This is a genomic window from Streptomyces sp. NPDC005728, from assembly GCF_040630895.1.
Lineage (GTDB): Bacteria > Actinomycetota > Actinomycetes > Streptomycetales > Streptomycetaceae > Streptomyces.
The window spans coordinates 28,870-50,933 of record NZ_JBEXYL010000027.1; the positions used below are offsets into that span (position 1 = coordinate 28,870).

At 71.7% G+C, this 22,064-nt stretch carries 16 protein-coding genes; 11 read left to right on the forward strand and 5 right to left on the reverse strand.

The genetic code is table 11. The annotated features are described in order from the left end of the window. Positions 1–108: 108 nt before the first annotated feature. Genes ABZ471_RS19870 through ABZ471_RS19880 form a run of 3 tightly spaced genes read left to right on the forward strand, consistent with a single transcriptional unit; the run spans position 109 to position 3,604 of the window. On the forward strand, positions 109–1,785 hold the full coding sequence (locus ABZ471_RS19870) for an FAD-dependent oxidoreductase (protein WP_359068078.1): 1,677 nt from the start codon (positions 109–111) through the stop codon (positions 1,783–1,785). Beyond that, entirely contained in the window at positions 1,782–3,257 is a 1,476-nt protein-coding gene (locus ABZ471_RS19875; RefSeq protein ID WP_359068079.1) for an ATP-binding protein, read from the forward strand. The genes ABZ471_RS19870 and ABZ471_RS19875 overlap by 4 nt, the downstream gene beginning before the upstream one ends. Further along, positions 3,254–3,604: a UBP-type zinc finger domain-containing protein gene (locus ABZ471_RS19880; RefSeq protein ID WP_359068080.1), complete on the forward strand. Its 351-nt coding sequence runs from the start codon at positions 3,254–3,256 to the stop codon at positions 3,602–3,604. The genes ABZ471_RS19875 and ABZ471_RS19880 overlap by 4 nt, the downstream gene beginning before the upstream one ends. Before the next feature lie 48 nt (positions 3,605–3,652). On the opposite strand, the gene ABZ471_RS19885 is transcribed toward ABZ471_RS19880, so the two are convergent. The 5 genes from ABZ471_RS19885 to ABZ471_RS19905 form a co-directional block, all read right to left on the reverse strand. After that, on the reverse strand, positions 3,653–4,873 hold the full coding sequence (locus ABZ471_RS19885) for an SGNH/GDSL hydrolase family protein (protein WP_359068081.1): 1,221 nt from the start codon (positions 4,871–4,873) through the stop codon (positions 3,653–3,655). Next, positions 4,870–7,221, reverse strand: a complete 2,352-nt coding sequence (locus ABZ471_RS19890) for a glycoside hydrolase N-terminal domain-containing protein (RefSeq protein WP_359068082.1) — start codon at positions 7,219–7,221, stop codon at positions 4,870–4,872. The genes ABZ471_RS19885 and ABZ471_RS19890 overlap by 4 nt, the downstream gene beginning before the upstream one ends. Before the next feature lie 11 nt (positions 7,222–7,232). Continuing rightward, positions 7,233–9,035 (reverse strand): carbohydrate-binding protein, encoded by a 1,803-nt coding sequence (locus ABZ471_RS19895; protein ID WP_359068083.1) that lies wholly within the window; start codon positions 9,033–9,035, stop codon positions 7,233–7,235. A gap of 36 nt (positions 9,036–9,071) precedes the next feature. Next, the gene (locus tag ABZ471_RS19900) at positions 9,072–10,259 is read right to left on the reverse strand and encodes an ROK family transcriptional regulator (RefSeq protein ID WP_359068084.1); all 1,188 of its coding nucleotides are present in this window, start codon (positions 10,257–10,259) and stop codon (positions 9,072–9,074) included. 189 nt (positions 10,260–10,448) lie between these two features. Next, positions 10,449–12,227 (reverse strand): M4 family metallopeptidase, encoded by a 1,779-nt coding sequence (locus ABZ471_RS19905; protein WP_359068085.1) that lies wholly within the window; start codon positions 12,225–12,227, stop codon positions 10,449–10,451. A gap of 332 nt (positions 12,228–12,559) precedes the next feature. On the opposite strand from ABZ471_RS19905, the gene ABZ471_RS19910 reads away from it, so the two are divergent. The 8 genes from ABZ471_RS19910 to ABZ471_RS19945 all read left to right on the forward strand — a co-directional run bounded on the left by ABZ471_RS19910 (position 12,560) and on the right by ABZ471_RS19945 (position 22,037). Further along, positions 12,560–13,753 carry a serine hydrolase domain-containing protein gene (locus ABZ471_RS19910; protein WP_359068086.1) on the forward strand — a complete coding sequence of 398 codons (1,194 nt, stop codon included), beginning with the start codon at positions 12,560–12,562 and terminating at the stop codon, positions 13,751–13,753. A gap of 64 nt (positions 13,754–13,817) precedes the next feature. Further along, entirely contained in the window at positions 13,818–15,089 is a 1,272-nt protein-coding gene (locus ABZ471_RS19915; protein WP_359068087.1) for a CAP domain-containing protein, read from the forward strand. A 56-nt stretch (positions 15,090–15,145) separates the two neighbouring features. Next, entirely contained in the window at positions 15,146–15,823 is a 678-nt protein-coding gene (locus ABZ471_RS19920) for an AIM24 family protein (protein ID WP_359068088.1), read from the forward strand. A 153-nt stretch (positions 15,824–15,976) separates the two neighbouring features. Further along, the gene (locus ABZ471_RS19925; RefSeq protein ID WP_359068089.1) at positions 15,977–17,017 is read left to right on the forward strand and encodes a tetratricopeptide repeat protein; all 1,041 of its coding nucleotides are present in this window, start codon (positions 15,977–15,979) and stop codon (positions 17,015–17,017) included. After that, positions 17,014–18,045, forward strand: coding sequence for a polyprenyl synthetase family protein (locus tag ABZ471_RS19930; RefSeq protein WP_359068090.1), 1,032 nt, complete (start codon positions 17,014–17,016; stop codon positions 18,043–18,045). Before ABZ471_RS19925 ends, ABZ471_RS19930 begins: the two co-directional genes overlap by 4 nt. A gap of 82 nt (positions 18,046–18,127) precedes the next feature. Further along, positions 18,128–19,087, forward strand: coding sequence for a threonine/serine dehydratase (locus ABZ471_RS19935; RefSeq protein WP_359068091.1), 960 nt, complete (start codon positions 18,128–18,130; stop codon positions 19,085–19,087). Between the two features lie 198 nt (positions 19,088–19,285). Then, positions 19,286–20,863 carry a protein kinase gene (locus ABZ471_RS19940; protein ID WP_359068092.1) on the forward strand — a complete coding sequence of 526 codons (1,578 nt, stop codon included), beginning with the start codon at positions 19,286–19,288 and terminating at the stop codon, positions 20,861–20,863. A 133-nt stretch (positions 20,864–20,996) separates the two neighbouring features. Further along, positions 20,997–22,037: a hypothetical protein gene (locus tag ABZ471_RS19945; RefSeq protein WP_359068093.1), complete on the forward strand. Its 1,041-nt coding sequence runs from the start codon at positions 20,997–20,999 to the stop codon at positions 22,035–22,037. Positions 22,038–22,064 lie beyond the last annotated feature (27 nt).

Sequence of the window (22,064 nt, forward strand, 5' to 3'; positions counted from 1 at the left end):
GGGGCGAAGCCGGACGATCGAACATACGATGGGCGGGAACCGGTGCGGTGGACTGCACTCCAGATGGTCCACCGTCCCGTGGATTCGATCGCTCGGGGTGGGAGAGGCATGGCACAGGCCGCCGACGCAGCGCGGACCGTCATCCTGACGGTGGACGACGATCCGGGGGTCTCCCGTGCCGTGGCCCGTGACCTCAGGCGGCGCTACGGCGAGTCGTACCGGATCGTGCGCGCCGAGTCCGGGGAGTCCGCGCTGGAGGCGCTGCGGGAGCTGAAACTGCGCGGTGACCTGGTGGCGGTGATCCTCGCCGACTACCGGATGCCGCAGATGAACGGCATCGAGTTCCTGGAACAGGCCCTGGACGTGTATCCGGGGGCGCGGCGCGTGCTGCTCACGGCGTACGCGGACACCAGCGCGGCCATCGACGCGATCAACGTCGTCGATCTCGATCACTATCTGCTCAAGCCGTGGGACCCGCCGGAGGAGAAGCTCTATCCGGTGCTGGACGACCTCCTGGAGGCATGGCGCGGCAGTGCCTACAAGTGCGTGGCAACCACCAAGGTGGTGGGCCACCGGTGGTCGTCGCGGTCGTCCGACGTGCGGGAGTTCCTGGCCCGCAACCAGGTGCCCTACCGCTGGTACTCGGTGGAGGAGCCGGAGGGACAGCGGCTGCTGGCCGCGGCCGGGCAGGACGGGCAGCGGCTGCCGCTGGTGATCACCCCGGACGGCACGGCCCTGGTCGAGCCCGAGGCACCCGAGCTGGCCGCACGGGTGGGTCTGGCGACCATGCCGACGGCCGACTTCTACGACCTCATCGTGATCGGCGGCGGTCCGGCGGGGCTCGGCGCGGCCGTGTACGGAGCCTCGGAGGGGCTCAGGACCGTGCTGGTGGAGCGGTCGGCGACCGGTGGGCAGGCCGGGCAGAGCTCCCGGATCGAGAACTACCTCGGCTTCCCGGACGGCGTCTCCGGTGCCCAGCTCACCGACCGGGCGCGGCGGCAGGCCGCCAAGTTCGGTGCGGAGATCCTGACCGCACGCGAGGTGACGGGGCTGGAGATCAACGGCGCGGCGCGCATCGTACGGTTCGCGGACGGCTCGGCGATCGGGGCGCACAGCATCATCCTGGCGACGGGCGTGCAGTACCGGCAGCTGGAGGCCCAGGGCTGCACCGACCTGACCGGTTGCGGGGTGTTCTACGGTTCGGCGCTGACCGAGGCGACCTCCTGCCAGGGACACGACGTGTACATCGTCGGCGGTGCCAACTCGGCGGGCCAGGCGGCGATGTACCTGTCCAGGTTCGCCAAGTCGGTGACGCTGCTGGTGCGCGGCGCCGACCTGTCGGCGTCGATGTCGTACTACCTGATCCAGCAGATCAACGACGCCGCGAACATCTCGGTGCGCAGCCGCACGGTGGTCGACGCCGCGCACGGCACCGAGCGCCTGGAGCAGCTGACGCTGCGTCATGTGGCGACCGGCGAGAGCGAACAGGTCGACGCCCAGTGGATGTTCGTGTTCATCGGCGCGGCTCCGCTGACCGACTGGCTGGGCCGGACGGTGCTGCGCGACGAGCGCGGTTTCATCCTGGCCGGACCCGATCTGACCCCCGACGGGCGGCCTCCTGCGGGCTGGGAGCTGGACCGGCCGCCGTACCACCTGGAGACCAGCATTCCCGGCGTGTTCGTGGCGGGCGACGCGCGCGCCGAGTCCGCCAAGCGTGTCGCGTCCGCCGTCGGAGAGGGAGCCATGGCCGTCATGCTCGTCCACCGATATCTGGAGCAGTCATGAGCGGGCAGTTGATGCCGTGCAGTCCCAGGGAGATCAGCTCCCTGTTCCTCTTCGAGAAGCTGACGCCCGAGCAGCTGGGGCGGCTGTGCAGCGAGGGGCGGGTCGAGCTGTTCGAGCCCGGCCCGGTGTACGCCGAGGGTGACCCCGCCACCTGCTTCTACTCGATGATCGAGGGGACGGTCGTGCTCTCGCGGCGGGTCGGCGGCGACGACGTGGAGGTCATCCGGACCTCGCAGCGCGGGGCGTACGCGGGCGCCATGCAGTCGTACCTCGGGGACCGGCTGCAGCAGGTGTACAACAACTCGATGCGGGTGACGGAGCCGACGCGGTTCTTCGTGCTGCCGGCGGACACGTTCGCGGCCGTCATGCGCGAGTGGTTCCCGATGGCCGTGCACCTGCTGGAGGGCCTCTTCTTCGGCGCGAAGAGCACCCAGGCCGCCGTCGGGCAGCGGGAGCGGCTGTTGGCGCTCGGCTCGCTGTCCGCCGGACTCACGCATGAGCTGAACAACCCGGCGGCGGCCGCCGTGCGGGCCACCTCGACCCTGCGGGAGCGGATCGCGAAGATGCGCCACAAGCTCGCCGTGATCGCGGAGGGCCCGTTCTCCCGGGAGCAGTTGGCGAGCCTGATCGAGATCCAGGAGCGCACCGCCGAGCGGGTCGCCAAGGCGCCGGTGCTCAGCCCGCTGGAGGCCTCCGACCGGGAGGACACGCTGACGGACTGGCTGGAGGACCACGGCATCGACTACGGCTGGCAGCTGGCGCCCACATTCGTGCAGGCCGGGCTCGACACCGACTGGCTGGAGCAGGTCGCGGCGGCCGTGGGCGAGGAGATCCTGCCGGGGGCGGTCGGCTGGCTCAACTACACGATCGAGACCGAGCTGTTGATGAACGAGATCGAGGACTCCACCACCCGTATCTCGCACCTCGTCGACGCGGCCAAGCAGTACTCGCAGCTGGACCGGGCTCCCTACCGGGTGGTGGACGTGCACGAACTCCTCGACAGCACGCTGCTGATGCTCTCCGCCAAGACCGGCCCGCGCATCAAGGTCGTCAAGGAGTACGACCGCACGCTGCCCCAGATCCCCGGCTACCCGGCGGAGCTGAACCAGGTGTGGACCAACCTCATCGACAACGCGGTGTCCGCGATCAACAGCGCGAGCGGGGAAGGCACGCTGACCGTGCGGACCGCGCTGGACCACGAGCGGTTGCTGGTGGAGTTCCGGGACACCGGACCCGGGATCCCGCCGGAGATCAGGAGCCGTATCTTCGATCCGTTCTTCACCACCAAGCCGGTCGGCGAGGGCACCGGTCTCGGTCTGGACATCTCCTGGCGGATCGTCGTGAACAAGCACCACGGCACCCTGCAGGTCGAGTCGGTGCCCGGCGACACCCGTTTCCAGGTATTGCTGCCGCTGACCGCAGAGACACCGGACGAGGCATCCGCCCTGACGACGCCTGAGGAGGCAGCATGAGCGGCGAGACCGCGATCGACCCGAGCGTTGTGCCGAGCGGTACCGGGTGCGTGGAGTGCGACGAGGCCGGCGGCTGGTGGTTCCACCTGCGCCGGTGTGCGGCCTGCGGGCACATCGGCTGCTGCGACGACTCCCCCGCCAAGCACGCGACCGCGCACTACCGGGACACGGGTCATCCGGTGATGTGCAGCTTCGAGCCGGGTGAGGTCTGGTTCTGGAACTACGACGCGAACGAGCTGTACGAATCCGGGCCCGAACTCGCGCCCCCGGTCAGCCATCCCGCCGACCAGCCGACACCGGGCCCGGCGGGGCGGGTACCGGCCAACTGGGCCGAGACGCTGCGCTGATCACGACGGAGCCGGCCGGGTCGGGGTGACCCGGCCGGCTCCGGCGCGTCAGCGGGTGCAGGAGAGGCCGCCCAGGTCGACGCCGTCGGCCATGGCCTGCATTCCCTTGTCGTTGGGGTGCAGATGGTCGCCGTTGTCGAAGAAGGGCAGGATCCGTTCGGGGTCGTAGGGATTGCGCAAGGTGCGGTCGAAGTCGGTGACCGCGTCGAACTCCCCGCTGGTGCGGATGAACCGGTTGACACCCTGGCGTACGGCCTCGGCGGCCGGGTCCCACTCGGACCAGCCCTTGAACGGTCCGACGGTCGCGGCGACCACGCAGGTCCCGGCCTCGTGTGCCCGCCGGACGATGTCCCGGTATCCGGCGATCAGGTCCGTCACGGTGACCCCGGTATGTGCCTTGAGGTCGTTCACCCCCTCGAAGAGGAGGACGGTGCGCACGCCGGGCTGGGCGAGGACGTCCCGGTCCAGCCGGTTGAGGGCGCTCTGCCCGGCGCCGTCGGCGAGCACCTGGTTGCCGGAGATCCCCTCGTTGGCGACGCCCTTGACGGTCGTGGCGGCCGTGCTCAGGCGCCGGGCCAGGTAGTCGGGCCAGCGACGGTTGAGGTCGGTGGTGGACTGCCAGCCGTCGGTGATGGAGTCGCCGAGGGCCACCACGGCACCGGTGGCGGTGCCGGGCGGGCGTACGGAGACGGCGTCGAGGTACCACCAGGAGCCGGTCGGCTGCGTCCAGTCGGCCGCCGAGTCCTCGGCGGTGTGATCGCCCTGGGCGAGGTAGGACGTCTGCATCGCCATCCCGTGACCGGTGGCCGGGCCCGCCGCGTCCGGGGTGTGGAGGCTGACGAGCAGGTTGACCGCGGCGGGGAGCGTTCCGGGCAGCGGGTCGCTCCACACGACGGCGCCTGCCGGAACGGTGACCGTGCGGGATCCGCCGAAGGTCAGCCGTCGGTTGGTGCCGGGTTTCAGTGCAGCCCCCTGGCTCTGCAGGCCGGCGTACACGCCGTCCAGGGTCAGCGGGCGGTCACCGAAGGCGTTGGACAGGCGGACCCGCAGGTCACTGCCGCCGACGCTGGTGTGCACGACGAGCCGGTAGCCGCGGTCGGCGCTGCCCTCGCCCAGGCGGTCGGCACTGGCCGCCCAGGTGACGACTCCGGAGGCCGGGCCGGTGGCCGCGGGTGGGCGGGCGGCGGCATGGGCGGGTACGGACGGGCAGGCGACGGCCGCCAGCAGGACGGCGGCGGTCCGGCAGACGCGCCCGAGCCGGCCGGTCACCGGGCGAGGTCCTTGAGCGTGACGGACTCGCCCGGCTTGAGGCGGACCGTCCGGGACGTGCCTGCGTACCCCACGGAGGTCATGGTGCCGCCGACGCTGCGGATCCGCACCTCGGTGGGTTTCCCGTCCTGCCAGCGCAGGTCGACGACGAAGCCGCCACGGGCCCCGGCGCCGGTGAGCGAACCGGAGTCGGCCCAGGCGTCCGGCAGCGCGGGCAGCAGTTCCAGGTGGCCGGGGCGGGAGTACAGCAGCATCTCCGCCACCGCGGCCGGGGTGCCGAAGTTGGCGTCGATCTGGAAGATGCCCCGGCCCTTGTCGACCTCGTAGATGTCGAAGAGGTTGGGGGCGGTGCCGTTGCTGCCACCGCTCGACGGGCGGAGGTTGTTGACGATCAGCTGGTAGGCCTTGCCGGCGTCCTTCAGCCGGGCCCAGCACAGGGCGCGCCAGGCGTTGGCCCAGCCGAAGCTGTTCATGCCGCGGGCGGTGAGCAGCGCGGTGGCTCCGTCGACGAGGGCGGCGGGGGTCGAGCCGTCGGGCCGGATGCGGTCGCCCGGGAAGAGCCCGATGAGCGGGGACAGATGCCGGTGGGTGGTCTCGCCGAGGTCGTCGGGGGACATCCACTCCTCCAGCCGGCCCGTCTTCGGGCTCACGGCCGGGAGGTAGAGGCGGTCGCGAAGGGTGCCGATGGTGCGGGCGTGGTCGGCGTCCCGGCCCAGCTCGGCGGCCGCGGTGCGGTAGTTGCCGAAGAGCGCCCAGATGAGTTCCTGGGCGTAGGTGATGCCCTTGGCGTCGAGCGGGCCCTGTTCCGGTGACCAGTCGCTGTCGGCTATGAGGACCTCCCGGCCGCTGTCCGGCAGGGTGTGGGTGAGCAGCCGCGCCTCCCAGAACTCGCAGGCGCCCTTGAGGAGCGGGTAGATCTTCTTCAGGTGGGCACGCGACGCCGTGAACTCGTAGTGCTCCCAGAGGGAGTTGCACAGCCAGGCATTGCCCGCCGGGTGCCACCACCAGCCGCCTCCGCCGAAGGGGTTGGTGGAGATGGCGACGGTCCAGCCGGCGTTCTTCCCGCTGGAGTTGCGGTAGCGGTTGCGGGGGTCGTCGAAGAGTCTCCTGGTGAGGTCGGTCCAGGAGGGAAGCTGGGCCACGCAGTAGTCGGTGAACGCGTCGAAGCAGGACGGCAGGCCGACCCGGTCGGCCAACCAGTAGTTCATCTGGATGTTGATGTCGGTGTGGTAGTCGCCCATCCAGTCCGGGTCGTTTCCGTCGAGCCACAGTCCCTGGAGGCCCATCGGGAGGCTGCCGCGGGAGCCGGAGATCATCAGGTAGCGGCCGAACTGGAGGTAGGCGGCTTCGAGTTCGGGGTCCGGTGCGTCGTCCAGGGCACGGGCGCTGATCCGTTCCCAGGTGTCCAGGGCGCGCTGCTGGGCGGTCGAGGTGCCGAGGCGGATGTCGAACCGTTCGTACAGCGCCTGGTGGTCGGCCACGTGGGTGCGCAGGAGGGTGTCCGCCGCGTGGCCGGCGGCAGCACGGACCTTGGCGCGGGCGAGTGCCTCGGGGTCGAGGGAGGGGTCGCGGTAGTGGGCAGCGGCGTCGGGCGCGTAGTCGGTGCCGCCGCTGACCACCACGGTCAGCTCCCTGCAGTTCGAGAAGCTGACATGTGTGCCGGTGACCCGCACGGTGCCACCGCTGCCGTACGCCGTGATCGCGGCTCCGTACCTCACCCCGTTGGCGAAGGTGCCGGCGAAGGAGGTGGCGCTCGTGTTCTTCTCGCCGTGTGTGCCTTCGAGGGTGACGGTTCCGGTGTGGCGTCCGCCGCCCTGCTGCGTGAAGTGCAGGACGATCGCGTCGTCGGGGCGGCTCGCGAACAGCTGCCTCTGGTACGTCACTCCGGAGCGGACGTACGACGTCGTCACCACGCCCTGGGCGAGATCGAGGGTGCGGCGGTAGCCGGTGACGGCGCCCAGGTCGTGGTCGGGGAGGTCCACGGTGAGGCGGGCGAGGAGGGTGAGGGAGCCGAAGTCGGCGCGGCCGTAGGGGAACTGTCCGTCGGAGTCGAGGGTGTCGTTCGGGCCGCCGGTCCACATCGTGGCGTCGGTGACCAGGAGGAGTTCACGGCCCGGGTCGTTGCTTGCGAGGGCGCCGAGCCGGCCGTTGCCGACGGGCAGGCCCCGCTCGATCATCGAGTGCTCGTCGGCCGGGGCCCGCCACCACAGCTGGTGGCGGGGGTCGGGCGCGGGAGCTTCGGTGGGCCGCCGGGGTGCGGCGGTGGCGGTGAAGGCGGGCAGTGCGGCGAGGGCTCCGGTGGCGGCGGCAACGGTGAGAAAGCCGCGTCTGCTGGGTGGGGTCTCCATGTCGGCTCCGATCACCGGCGGGGGGCGGTGGGGACGTCGATGCGGTCTATGTCCGGTGCGTAGCCCGAACCGCTGTCGAAGGTGATCGAGTTGGTGCCGGCCCGCAGCGTCACGGGGACGCTGACGGTCTCCACGCTTCCCCAGTCCCCGGTGGAGGGGAACTTGTGGCTCGTGCTGCCGCCCGAGTTGGCGGAGACGTCGACCGAGCGGGCGTCACCGCTGACGTAGGCGACCCTCACCAGGTAGGTGCCGGCCTCGGCGACGACGACGTCGTCGATGCGGAGCTCGCCGCCCAGGTAGAGGTTGCCGACCTTCTTGCCGCCGGAGCAGGCGGAGCAGTCGGCGACGGAGGCGTTGCCGCTGAGGGTGTTGCCCGCGGACTCGGCCTCGTAGCCGGTGGTGCGCAGGGCGCTGCCGCGCGGGGTGACGGTGAACAGGCGGGAGCCGTGTGCGGGCAGCGCTTCGGTGATCCTGTTGGTGGCGGAGCCGAGGTTCTCGTGGTTCCACAGGTCGCGGACGGCCGCCTTGCCGGTGAAGCCGAGGGTGGAGAAGTCGGCGGTGACGGCGGAGGGGGCGTCGGCGAGGTTGAACAGGGCGACGGTGTAGCTGCCGTCGGGGTTCTTCGCGGCCCACACCTGCTGCGGGTCGGACGGGGTGACCGGGCGGGCGGGCGGCGTGTCGCCCTGGTCGACGGCGATGACCTCCTTGTTCGTCAGCAGGGAGAGGCCGTAGCCGTCGAGCTTGGTCAGGTCGTCGCCGGTGTACAGCGGGGACTTGGCGATGGCCCACAGTGTGGCGTAGGTCTGCCGTTCGGCCTTGGTGAGGCCGTCCATGGCGCCGTGGCCGACGTCGAGGGAGTCGAGGTCGTTCCAGCCGCCGGGTCCGGCGTGCTTCGTCCAGCCGGGCGTGTCGTCGAAACGGTCGTCGACGGAGTTCTCCCAGCTGACGAGGGTGTTGCAGTAGCACTCGACATCGGTGTCGACGCGCCAGCCGTTGGAGTACTTCTTCCAGTCGGCGGCGTGCCCGATGTCCAGGGACCAGGAGATCTCCAGGTGGATGGGCCGGCCGGTGGCGGCGATCGCCTTCTGCCAGGCGGCCACGTCGGCAACGTTGTCGTAGTTGTCGCCGCTCTTGAAGGAGCCGGGGCCGACGCCGTCGAGCTTGAGGAAGTCATAGCCCCAGTCGGCGAGCGACCGGGCCTGGGAGTCGACGTACTTCTGGGTGCACGGCTCGGAGAAGTCGAGCTTGTAGGCGCTGTCCCAGCCGTTGGTGGTGCGCAGGTCGCCGTAGACGATGTCGGCGGTGGTGCATCCGTCGGCGTGCCAGATCGGCACCCTGCCGTCGCCGTAGGCCTCCTTCTCCAGGCCGACGGGCAGGTAGATACCGGCCTTGAGGCCCTTGGCGTGGATGTGGTCGGCGACCGACTTCATCCCGTGCGGGAAGCGGGCCGGGTCGGGCTTCTGGCGGGCGTACGCGTCGAACTCGGGCTTCCAGGTGTTGTCCCGCCACCAGCCCGCGTCGATGTTGACGTAGGTGTAGCCGTACTTCTTCAGCTTGGCGGCCAGGGCGTCGGTCTGCTTCAGGACGTTGGCCTCGGTGAGGTAGCTGTAGTCGCCGTCGGGGTTGAGGCCCGGGTACTTGGACGACTGCATGCTCCAGCTCGACCAGCCCATGTACGGCTTGGCGGCCGGGGCCGACGGGGCGTCGGCGTGTGCGGCGGCCGGAGCGAGGGTGGTCATGCCCGCGGTGAGGGCCAGGACGACGGCGGCTCTGAGCCCGTGTGCGGGCAGGACGGAGTACGAGGGTGACCACATGGGTCGTACCTCCTGGTGGGTTCGGGTCGGGGCGGCTCAGCCTTTTCCACTGGGGGGAGTCGAGGTGATGAAGGACTGGATCGCGGTGGCGGCTGCGCCGCGGGCCCACTCCTCGAAGGGGAGCGGGCGGGTCTGTACGTCGCACTGCGCGGCGGAGCCGAAGGCGGCCGCGGTGAAGGCGTCGCGGATGTGTTCGGCGAAGAGGTCGTAGGCGGCCAGGCCCTCGCCGGAGATGATCACGCGCTCGGGTCCGAGCAGGTTGGCCACGGTGGCGATGCCCCGGCCGATGGCCTCCCCCGCCCGTGCGTAGACCTCGCGGGCCCCGGGGACGCCCCGGTGGGCGAGGTCCACCGCCTCGACGCTGCCGGTGATGTGACGGCCGGTCACCTCGCGGAGGCGGGCGACGATCGCGGCGTCCCCGGCGATCGCCTCGACACAGCCGCGGTTGCCGCAGTGGCAGGGCGGTCCTGCCGGGTCGACGACGACATGGCCGATCTCGCCCGCCACGCCGTGTGCGCCGGCGACCACCTGCCCGTGGACCACGAGTCCGCAGCCGATGCCGGCGCCCACGGTCACCACGGCGAAGTCGTTGAGGCCGGCTCCGGCGCCGAACCACTGCTCGGCGACGGTCAGCGCGCGCACGTCATTGTCGACGATCGCCGGCAACCCGCAGGCCGATGCGGCGAGTTCGGCGAGCGGTACGTCCCGCCACTCCAGGAAGGGCGAGTAGCGCACCACGCCCTCGGCGCGGTCGACGTCGCCGGAGACGGCGATGCCGAGGCCGAGGACGGGGGCGCCCGACTCTGCGGCGTGGCCGAGGAGTTCCTGCACGAGCACGGCGGTCGAGGCCAGCACCTTGTGGGGCGACCGGTCCGGCAGGGGGACGCGCCGGGCGAGGCGGATGCGGCAGCACAGGTCGGTCAGGACGGCGATCAGCTCGCCGCCGGTCGCCTTCACGCCGATGAACAGCGCCCGTTCACCGTTGACCCGGACCAGGTTGGCGGGCCGGCCGAGGGCGGGGCGGGCCTCCTCGTCGGCGCCCTCCACCAGGTAGCCGGCCTCCAGCAGGGGGCGGACGGCCTTGGTGACGGCGGCCGGGGACAGTCCGGCCCGGCGGCCCGCGTCGAGGCGGGTGAGCGGGCCGTGGGAGAGGACCGTCGTGAAGACCTGCGAGGCGGCCGGCGTGTGGGCCGGGAACGTCTCGGCGGCGGGGGTCGAGCGCATGGCCGGGAACCTATGGCCATTATTTTCCGCTGTCAATAAAAGAAACAGCGGTTGCTGCGGGGGCAGTTGCCGACCTGCGGTTCCCGCCCGGAGGCGATCTGCCGTTCCGGCCCCGGGGGCCGGAGCCGGACATGCGGATGCCCCGCGCGAGGCGGGGCATCCGGTGGTGCTGGTGTGCGCTGCCGACCGTCAGTGACGGGCGGCCGGCGTGTTGGCGGCGGTCACATTGACCGCGGCCCACGCCTTGTCCACCGTCTTGTACTCGGTGCTGTTCGCGCCGTACAGGTCCTTGGCCGCCTTCAGCGTCGCGACGCGCGCGTCGTGGAAGTCGGTGGTGGAGACCATGTAGCGGGTCAGCGCACGGTAGAAGATGGCCGTGGCCTTGGTGCGGCCGATGCCCTTGACCGTGGCACCGTTGTAGGTCGGCGAGTCGTAGGTGACCGTGCCGATCTTCTTCTTGCCGCTGCCCTCCGCGAGGAGGTAGTAGGCGTGCGAGGAGACACCGGACCCGGCGTGCACCTCGGTGTAGTACGTGTCCGGCGACCAGTAGTCGATCGTGCCCTCGAGCTTGTCGAGCGAGGGGTGGTCGAGGCGGCGCAGGAACTTCTGGTCCAGGCCCAGCTTCTCGCCGATCAGGTAGTCCGCGGTGTCCTTGGTGTTCTTGGCGTAGAACTCCACGTTGGAGCCGAAGATGTCCGCGAGCGACTCGTTCAGCGAGCCGGGCTCGCCGTACTGGTTGCCGCGGGTGTCGACGAAGGTCGGCTCCAGCTTCGCGGTCGCCTCCACCACGCCGTGGGTCAGTTCGTGACCGGTGACGTCGAGGACGACGAGCGGCTTCTTGAAGACCTGGCCGTCGCCGTCGCCGTACAGCATGCAGTTGCAGGTCGGGTCCCAGAAGGCGTTGCCGACCTTCTTGCCCCAGTGGACCATGGCCTGGGCGGCCTTGCTGTTGTTGGCTATGCCCTTGCGGCCGAAGGCGCTCTTGTAGAAGTCCAGCGTCTTGGTGATGCCGTACTGGGCGTCCGCGGCGGCACTGGCACGGCTGGTGGTCTTGCCGTTGCCCCACACGTTGGTGGTGTTGGTGAACTTCGCGCCCGCGCTGAACTTCTCCGTGTCCGAGCCCTTGGCGTCCCGCGTCTCGGTGCCGTACCGGTACGGGTCTTTGAGCTGGTAGTGGCCGCGCGAGGTCGCCGTGGTGCTGAGGCCGACGTTGCCCACGAAGAGGGTCTTGCCGGTGCCCTTCGCGGGCGCCGGGTAGCGCGTCACGCCGGAGACGCCCGAGCCGAGCAGGCCGGCGGAGGCGTCGGAGCCGGAGCCGATGCCGGTGGCCGGGGCGGCGGTCTCGCCGCGCTTCTCCAGCGTGTCGCGCAGCTTCGGCGACAGGAACTGGTCCGCGTCGGGCGTGTTGCTGCGCACCTTGCCGGTGACGGCGTCGATGACGACCGTGCGGGAACCGCCGTCGGCGGAGCTGCTGTCGGTCACCGACACCTGGTAGGCGAGGGCGGAGGCACCGCCGCGGGCGTCCACCACCAGCTCGGCGTCACCCGCGTCGCCCTTGGCGGCCTGGGCGGCCTTCGCCGCGGCCTGGTCGGCAGTCAGCTTGGCCTCGGTGGCGGCGGGCTTGACGGAGTGGTCGGCCGCACGGGTCACACCCGCGTAGGCCAGCTGCCGGTTCAGGTGGACGATGAGGTCGCCACCGAGCACCGGCATTCCGTTGTGGGTGCGGACGAATCGGACGTGACGCGCACCCTCGGGGTCGATCATCACGTCTTGGGCGTGGAGTTCGTCGCCCTGCGAGACGCCCGTCGCCGCGGTGTGGGCGAAGGCCGCGGTGCGCGCCGCCTCCACCACCACCGTGGCCGTCGAGGCGGTGGAAGCGGCGGACCGCTCCACCCCCGTGGAGGGACCCGCGAAGGCCGTACCGGCCAGGCCCGTGGCAGCCGTCGTCACCGCGACGGCGACCGCCACGCTGCGTATGTGCGGTCTACGCAATCTGATCAGGGTTCCTTCGTTCGAAGGCGGCCGGGATCACCAACCGCCTTGATACATGGCCCCGTTGGGCGCCATGGGGGCTGGTCGGGCCCCGAGGGCCAACCTTCGCGGACGAGTCATGCGCACGTAAAGACGGAATGATCCATTTCGCGGTTTTCTATGACAATCCTTTACGAATGTGCGCCACAGAGTGATCACTGAATGACCAACTGTGTGTCGACTGTGGAGACGTTGCCTCAATCCCCTAGGTTCCAGGCCGGAATGTGATCGATGTCGCATCAAACGGCAGGGACGGGAGTGAGAGCCGGATGGTCTCAGCAACGGTGAGCAGGGGTGCGGTCCTCGGGGCGATCGTGCTGTCGCTGATCGCGGTACCGGCGCAGGCAGCGACGGGAGCGGCGGATCCCGCGCCGGCGGCACTGCCGGCGCCCGACACGACGGGCCTGGACGCGGTGCTTCGCTCCGCGGTGGCACAGGGCGCGCCCGGCGCGCTGGCCCGCGTCGACGACAACGGCAGGACGTACCGGGTGACCCGGGGCGTCGCCGACCGCACCACGCGGCAGGGCATCAGCACCGACGACCGCTTCCGCGTCGGCAGCGTCACCAAATCCTTCTCGACCGTCGTCCTGCTGCAACTGGCCGACGAGCACCGGCTGGACCTGGACGCGCCGGTCAACCGCTATCTGCCCGGGCTGCTGCCCGACGACCGCATCACGGTACGGCACGTGCTGAGCCACCGCAGCGGCCTGTACGACTACACCGACGACATGTTCGCCGACACCGTGTCCGGCTTCGAGGCGGTGCGGAACAAGGTCTTCACCTACCGGCAGTTGGTGAAGCTCTCCCTGGACAAGCCCCGCACCAACGTGCCCGGCGCCGCCTACTCCTACTCCAACACGAACTTCGTCGTCGCGGGCCTGCTCATCGAGAAGCTCACCGGGCACTCCGTGAAGACCGCGTACGAGAACCGCATCGTCGAACCGCTGAAGCTGAGGGACACCTTCTACGTCCACCCCGACACCGCGATCCCGGGCCGGTTCGCCCGCGGCTACCTCACCCCGGACGCGCCCGGTGCCGGGCTGGTCGACGCGACGGCCCAGACGGTGTCGTGGGCGCAGAGCGCGGGCGCCGTCATCTCCAGCGCCGGGGACCTGAACACCTTCTACTCGGCGCTGCTCGGCGGGAAGCTGCTGTCCCAGGCACAGCTCGCCGAGATGCAGCGGTTCACGCGGGTCGACAGCACGACGTGGTACGGGCTCGGGCTCCGGCGCCGTGACCTGTCCTGCGGGATCTCCGTGTACGGCCACACGGGGACGGTGCAGGGGTACTACACCTATGCCTTCGCCACGAAGGACGGCAAGCGCAGTCTCACGGCTGTCGCCAACACGTCCAACAACGGGAAGGTGCTCGGCACGCTCGCCGGTGCGCTGGAGTCCGCGTTCTGCGGCAAGAAGGAGGCACTGCGCGGCCCGGCGGTCGTGGTGCGGGACACGGAGGAGTAGGGAGAGGTTCCTCCGCTCCGGACCGGGAACTCCCCCGCCCCCGTCGCGCGTTTCCCGGTCTGTGATGAGCGAGCTGGTTCCCGGGGGCAATCTGGCCCTGCCGGGCGGCGCGCTGCGGCTGCGGGTCTCCGGGCCCTTCGATGTGTCCGCCCTCGTCACCGACGGGGGCGGAAAGGTCGGGGGCGACGGCGACTTCGTGTTCTACAACCAGCCGGAGGCGCCCGGTGTGCGACTGCGCGAGGACACCCTCGCCGTCGATCCGGTACGGCTGCGGCCCGGCGCCACCCGGGTCACGGTGGTGGTCAGCGCGGCCGAGCCGGGGACGCCGCTCGGCCGACTGCCCGCGCCCCGGCTGGACGTCACCGACCGCTCCGGCCGCCCGGTGGCCCGATTCGCCCCGCCGCGCCCCGAGCAGGAGACCGTCCTGCTGCTCGCGGAGCTGTATCAGCGGGGTTCCGGCTGGAAGCTGCGGGCGATCGGGCAGGGGTACGCCGACGGGCTGGCGGGGCTCGCCCGGGACTTCGGGGTGAACCTCGTCGACGACGCTCCGCAGCCGGCCCCTGCCCCGGATTCCGACGGATTCCTCGGACTGGTCAACTCCGCCCGCACGCAGGCCGGTTCGCCTCCGGTGTCACTCGACGCTCGCCTCGCCTCCGCCGCCCGCGCCCACGTCTCGGCGATGGCGGCCATGGGGCGGCTCGCGGCGGAGGGGCTGGACGGCGTGTCGGTCCATCAGCGCATCAGTACCGCCGGATACGCGTACGTCACCGTCGGCGAGCACCTCGTCTCCGGACCGCGTACCCCGGCCGAGTTCGTCGCCTACTGCCTGCGCACCGGCGAGGCCAGGCACACGCTCCTCGGCCCGGCCTTCACCCATGTCGGCCTGGCCCGCACCGACGCGGGCGACCGGTACTGGACCGCGCTGTGGGCCAGGCCTCTCTCACCGGGCGACCTGTCCGGGACGGCTGCCGAGGTCGTCGCGCTGACCAACGCCGAGCGGGCGCGGGCCGGACTGCCGCCCCTGGCGGCCGACCCGCCGCTCACCCGGGCCGCACAGGCGCACTGCGCGGACATGGTGGCCCGCGACTTCTACGCACACACCTCACCGGACGGCAGCCGGCCCTGGGACCGGGCCGCCGCCGCGGGCTCACGCCGGCGCACCATCGGCGAGAACATCGCCTGCGGACAGCGCTCCCCCGCCGAGGTGGTGGACGGCTGGATGAACAGCCCGGGGCACCGCGCCAACATCCTCAAACCGGAGTTCACCCACATCGGCGTCGGCTTCACGGGCGGCGGCCGGGCGGGCACCTACTGGGCCCAGCTGTTCGGTGGCTGAACGGCTACGTTCCGCGATCTTGGCGGAACGACACCTTCCGGGACACCATGCCCCGCATGAAGGGTGACCTCTTTTCCAGTCAGCACGTGGTGCAGCCGGCCGTAGAGCCGGGCATGTCCGTCGAGAACGCCAAGTGCATCAAGTACGCGGTGAGCGGCGAGATGTACGCCCGCCAGGGCGCGATGATCGCCTACCGCGGCGGCCTCCAGTTCGAGCGCAAGGGCCAGGGCGTGGGCGGCATGCTCAAGCGTGCGGTCACGGGCGAGGGACTGCCACTGATGGCGGTGCGCGGGCAGGGCGAGGTGTGGTTCGCGCACGAGGCGCAGAACTGTTTCATCGTCGAGGTGGAGCCGGGCGACCAGTTCACCGTCAACGGCCGCAACGTGCTGTGCTTCGACGCCTCACTGTCGTACGAGATCAAGACCGTGAAGGGCTCGGGCATCGCGGGCGGCGGCCTGTTCAACAGCGTGTTCACCGGACAGGGCCGGCTCGGCCTGGTCTGCGAGGGCAACCCGCTGGTCATACCGGTCTCGGCCCAGCAGCCGGTGTACGTGGACACGGACGCGGTGGTCGGCTGGACCGCGCATCTGCAGACCTCCCTGCACCGCTCCCAGTCCATCGGCTCGATGCTGCGCGGCGGTTCCGGAGAGGCCGTGCAGCTGATGCTCCAGGGCGAGGGGTTCGTGGTGGTGCGGCCGAGCGAGGCGACTCCGCAGAAGGCACAGCAGCACTGACGCCCGGTGAGGTGATCTACGCCTCACAGGCAACCCCCTGCGCCGTACCGGCGTCTTGACCGACAACAGACCAAGCCCTGGCCCCCTGGGTCAGGGCATGTTTTCGGCGCACTATACACATCATGTATACACGTCGTGCATAGAAAGGCATGCATGTACGGCAAGGCTTTCGCCCCGGAGTACCAGGGCGCCCTGACCACCCTGTCCGTGAACTCCTCGCTGGTCGACGTCCTGACCGAGGGCACCGAGCGGCTGCGTGAGGCCGAGCGGTCCGGCCACCTGGACGAGGTGGCCCGCTGCGGGCTCGCCGTCGCCGAGGCGCACCGGAGGCTCGGCCAGGTGCGGGATGCCGACCGGGCCTGGAAGGCGAGCTACCGGGCCGCCCGGGCGGCCGGGGACACGGCCGCGATGGCGTGGGCGCTGTGGAGCGGCGGCACCCTCGCCCGGCAGCGCGGCGCGTTCCCGCTGGCATGGCGGCTGCTGGGACTCGCGGCCGAACTCGGCGAGCAGGGCGGCGACATCGTTGTCCGCGGCTACTCACTGGCAGGCCTCGCGGAGACCGGCCGCATCCAGGGCGACTACGAGGCGGTCGGAAGGCTGCACGAGCAGCTGCTGGCCGAGGCTCGCAGGCGCGGCGAGGCCCGGCACACGGTGTGGGCGCTGGAGGGCATCGCGCAGATCCACCGCAACACCGGGGACCACGACCGGGCGTACACGCTCTTCGAAGAGGCGGCGGAGATAGCCGAGCGGGCCGAGGACCACCGCGGCCACGCCTGGGCGCTGCGCGGACTCGCCGACGTCCTCTCGGTCCGCGACGGGAACACGGAGCGGGCGCTGGAGCTGCTGTCGCGGGCGGAGGCCACCTGCCGGGCGATGAACCTGTCCAGCGCGCTCGCCTACAACCACAAGATGCGCGGCAACGTCTTCTACCGCGCCGGGCGCTACTCCGAGGCCCGGGACCTGTACCAGCAGGCGCTCGCGGAGTTCCGCGCGATGAGCGAGCCGCGCGGCGAGGCGCTGGCCCGGCTGGGCCTCGCCAAGTCGCTGGCCCGCCTCGGCCATGACCGTGCCGAGACGGCGGCCGAACTCACCGACCTGGCCCGGGTGCTGGAGCGGAGCGGGCTCAGGCACGCGCGGGAGATGGTGTCCCGGGCGCAGCGCGAGTTCGGCCTGACCGCGGAGGTCGTACGGTGACCGCGCTCTCCTCGGCGGTGCAGGCGCCGCCCTCGGCCCCCGACGTCCTCGACCGCTGCCGGCAGTTGGTGCGCCCCGCGCTGGCGGAGGCGGTGGGACGGCTGCATCCGTGGGTGGCCGAGATGGCCGCGTACTCCTTCGGCTGGTGCGAGGTCGGCGGCGCGCCCGCCGCCGCGCCGGGCGGCAAGGGCGTACGGCAGGCGCTGGCGGTGCTCGGTGCGGAGACGGCGGGTGCCGACGGGCGGGCCGGGGTCCCGGCGGCGGTCGCGGTGGAGCTGGTGCACGCCTTCTCCCTGCTGCACGACGACATCATGGACGGCGATGCGACCCGGCGCCGCCGCCCCGCGGTGTGGAAGGCGTACGGCACGGGTCCCGCGGTCCTCGCCGGGGACGCCCTGTTCGCGCTGGCCGTGGAGACCCTGGCCGCCGCGCCGGGCGGTACCGGTGCCGTGCGGATGCTCTCCGCCGCCCTGGCCGATCTGGTGCGCGGGCAGGCCGACGACCTGCTGTTCGCCACGCGCCCGTTCAGCGGGCCGCAGCGGGTGACGCCCGAGGAGTACCGGGCGATGGCGGAGCACAAGACGGGTGCGCTGCTGGGCTGCGCCGCAGCGCTGGGGGCGCGGCTCGGCGGGGCGCCCGAGCCGGCCGTGGCCGCGCTGGACCGTGCCGGACGGCATCTGGGCATCGCCTTCCAGCTGGTGGACGACGTGCTGGGCATCTGGGGCGACCCGGCGGTCACCGGCAAGCCGGCGGGCGGCGATCTGCGGGAGCGGAAGAAGACCTTCCCGGTCCTGGCCGCGCTCGGCTCTCCCGCGGGCCGTCACCTGCCCGCACTCCTGGACTCCCCCGGCCGGACCGCGGAGGCGGCCGCGCTGGTCGAGGAGGCGGGCGGCCGTACGGCGGCGCTGGCCGAGGCCCGCGCGCAGACAGCGGCAGCACGGGAGCTGCTCGCCCAGCTGCCACCGGCCGCCGGTGCCGCCGACGAGCTGCGCCGCCTGCTGGACTTCCTGGTGGGCCGCGAGCTCTGAAACCGTGTTGACCCTGTGCGGCCGCGCGGGTCAGGGTGCCAGCGGCGCGGTCTCCAGCCCCGCGCCGGGAAGGTGAACCACCTTGATCGGCATCTCGGACATCGAAGCCGCCGCACAACGGATCGCCGGACACGTCGTACGGACGCCGACCGTGCCGAGCCCCGGCCTCACGGAGCTGCTCGGCGCCCCGGTCACGGCCAAGCTCGAACTGCTCCAGCGCACCGGTTCGTTCAAGGCACGCGGGGCGACGGCCAAGCTGCTGTCGCTGAGCGAGGCCGAGCGGGCGGCCGGTGTGGTCGCGGTCAGCGGCGGCAACCACGGGATCGCCCTCGCGGTGATGGCGGCGGCCCTGGACGTGAAGGCGACCGTGGTCATGCCGCGCACCGCGCCGGCGCGCTCCATCGAGCTGGCCGGGAAGGCCGGGGCGTCGGTGCGGCTGACCGACGGCATGGACAGCGCCTTCGAGCTGGTGCTCCGGCTGCGGGACGAGGGGCTGACCCTGGTCCACCCGTTCGACGATCCGGTCGTGATCGCCGGACAGGGCACCGTGGGACTGGAGTTCGCCGAGGACGGCGCGGAGCTGACGGACGTGATCGTCAGCATCGGCGGCGGAGGCCTGATCGCGGGGGTGGCGGCCGCGCTGCGCGCCCTGCGTCCGGACGTGCGGGTGTGGGGCGTGGAGACGGAGGGCGCCGAGGCCATGTCCGCCGCGCTCAAGGCGGGCGGCCCGCTGCCGGTACCGGTGTCCTCGATCGTCACCACGCTCAGCGCGCCGTCCGTGTCGCAGTTGACGTACGACCATGTGTCCGCGCTGGTCGAGGAGGTCCTGGTGGTCCCGGACCGGGAGGCCGTGCAGGGCTGCCTGGACCTCGCCGACCGCGCCAAGGTGTGGACCGAGCCGGCCGCGGGCTGTCTGCTGCCGGCGGCCCGGCAGGTGCTGGCCCGCGTCGGTGACGGCGCCCGCCTGGGGCTCGTGGTGTGCGGGGGGAATGCGACTCCGGGGGATCTCATCGGATGGGCGGACCGCTTCGGACTGCTCTGAACGCAGCGGCGCGGCCGGGCATTTACCGTCGGTTACCCGCAGGTCGATGCCCGGCCACGCGATGTTTTCCCAAACTAGCAAGCCCTTTCGAAGAGTTGAATAAAAGGCAGGAAGGGGGAGGAGTTTTGGATTCTTTGAACGCACCCCCGAGCCTCCCGCGTACCTCTGGGCAAGACGAGGCAGGGGTTTCAGCGAGGGATGACAATGGTCAAGGCGCACGTCTCCGCACACCAGTTGGTCGCCGGCCGGTACCGGCTCCTTGAGGTCTTCTCCCGCGAGACGAACCGCCTGTGGTGGTACGCCGAGGACGTGACGGCGAACCAGCCCCGCCTGGTGGCACAGACCGCCCTGCCGGAGACCTCCGACCCGGACACCGTGCGCCGCGCCACGGCCCGGGTCGTCCGGACGTCCGAGATCATGCGGCTTCTCTGTCCGGGCCAGGTCGCCACCGTCGTCGACGCCGTCGTGGAGGCGGGCACCCTGTGGACGGTCACGGACTGGATCGAGGGCACCCCCCTCGGGGAACTCCTCGACCGCGAAGGCCCGTTCCACCCGGTGCGGGCGGCACGGATCGGCCTCGAACTCCTCGCGGTGCTCGAGGCCGCCCACGACGAGGGCATCACCCACGGCGAGCTGAGCCCCGGCCAGGTCTTCGTCCGCGAGGCGGGCCCGGTCGTGGTGGCCGGCTTCGGGCTGGCGGGCGCGACCCTGGCCCCGAGGCTCACGGCACCGTCGTACGCCTCGCCGGAACAGGCTCGCGACGAGCGCATCGGACCGGCCGCCGACCTGTGGGCACTGGGCGCGATCCTCTACACGATGGCCGAGGGACGCCCGCCGTTCCGCGACCGGGGTCGTCCCGACGCCACCCTGAAGGCCGTGGACCGCCTGCCCCTGCGCGCCCCGCTGCGCACCGGCCCGCTCACCCAGACCGTCCAGGGGCTGCTGCGCAAGAACTCCCGGGAGCGGCTGACCCGGCCGGTGATCCGCGAGGCCCTGACCCGGGCCCTCGACGAGGACGCCGAAGCGGACCGGTACCCCGCGCCCGTGCCCCGGCTGCGCAGCGCCTATGCGGCCGTGCTCCACGCCGGCCCTGGACGGAGCAGACGGATGATGGCGGCCGGGACCGCGCTGGCCGCGGTCACCGTCACGGCCGCCGTCCTGGCCGCGACGCACCAGTCGTCCGGCACCTCGACCGCCGCGCCCTCCCGGCCGACCGCCACGGCCACCCCCCCGGCCGGCCGCACGGAGAACAACACCCCCGGTCCGAGCGCCAGCCCCAGCGCGAGCCCGACCGCCTCCGCCTCCCCGTCCCTGCCTGCCGGATACCACCGCTACACCGCCCCGGAGGGCTTCTCCGTGGCCCTGCCGGACGGCTGGAAGCGGCTGACCACCGCACGCGCGGCCGACGCCTACCGCATCACCTTCGGCATCGACGGCGCCTCCCCGACCCTCGCCGTCACCTACAGCGAGCGCGCCGGCACGGACCCGGTCGCCGTGTGGCGCGACGACGTCGAACCGGATCTGGAACGGCTCCCCGGCTACCACCGGATCGGCACCGTCGCGGCCACCACCTACCAGGGTCACAAGGCCGCCGACCTGGAGTGGCTGTCCGGGTCCGGCGACACACGGGGGCACACCTTCGGGCGCGGATTCCTGCTCGGCGGCGGGCGCAGCTTCTCCCTGCGCTTCACCACACCGGCCGGGGCGTGGGACGACTCCGTCAACCGGCTCGCGCTGAAGACCTTCCTGCAGACCTTCCGCGAACCGAAGAGCTGACCGACGCCCCTCGGCGCCACGGGACCGGGGGCCGGGGCCGTCAAAGCAGAGCCAATGGGTCCATATAGGCTTCCTGACTGCACTCAAGCACCGAGTGCGGTCCCGCCCCGACCTGCCTCCAGGAGAGTCATCCGTGACCCTTGCGATCGACCCGTCCGAGACGTCCGCCCCGGCCGCGGCGCCCCTGTCCGACCTCGTGGCGCGGGACGCACGCGAGTTCGGCGTCTACGCACGCACCGGCGGCTGGGCCTTCGCGCTGATGGTGGCGCGCAGCGTACGGCCGGGCGGGCAGGCGGCCGGTGAGACGCCCAAGGTGTCCGCGAAGGAGTTCGCCGAGCTGGCCGGCTGCTCGCCCGAGCGGGTCATGCGCTACTACAAGACCTGGGACCGTGCGGCCGACGACGGTCTCGTCCCGCACTTCGAGGCCCTTCAGCCGGGCCAGGACGTCGAACTCCCGGACGCCGACGTGTGGCTGAGCTACTACGTCTCCCGCAACAGCGCCACCTCCGAGCGCGGCACCGCCATCGCCGAGGCCGCCGAGGCCGAGGGCATCCGCCCCACCAAGGCCCTGGAGGTCGCCGAGAACCCCACCGCGCTGCGCGCCGCGATCCTCGCCGACCCCTCCACCGCCCGCGCCGCCCGCTCCGCCTTGCTGGACCGGCTCAAGGAGGACCCGGACCTCCAGGCCGAGCTGGCGCGGGACGTGGTACGCACCGACGACCTGAAGAAGGCCGTGGCGAGCGAGAGCCGGGCAGCCGACCGGATCGGCTACGTCCGGCAGATCGCCGAGTCCGGCCAGATCCGGACTCCGGCCGGACAGACCGTGGACGCGCCCGCCGGGCTGCGCGAGGAGGCCGAGCGGCACCTGTCGCTGATCGACGAGCTGGAGGACGGCGAGGACACCGGCGAGTGGGCCACCGAGGCCTACGACACCATGAAGACCCTCGTCGCCGAGACGGTCGAGGCCGACCCCGACCTGCGCGTCCAGGAGCAGCGGACGAAGTTCTACAGCAGCCTGCAGAAGGCGACCCGGGCGTTCGAGGAGCTGACCTTCGACGACGCCCAGGACTTCTACGAGGACGACATGGTCCAGCGCCTGGAGGAACTCCAGCAGGCCATCGGCACCTGCCTGTCCGCGCTGCGCGGAGCCCACGGGAATCCGTCGCAGGGGTGAGCATCCCCACCACGGGGTGAGTAGCGG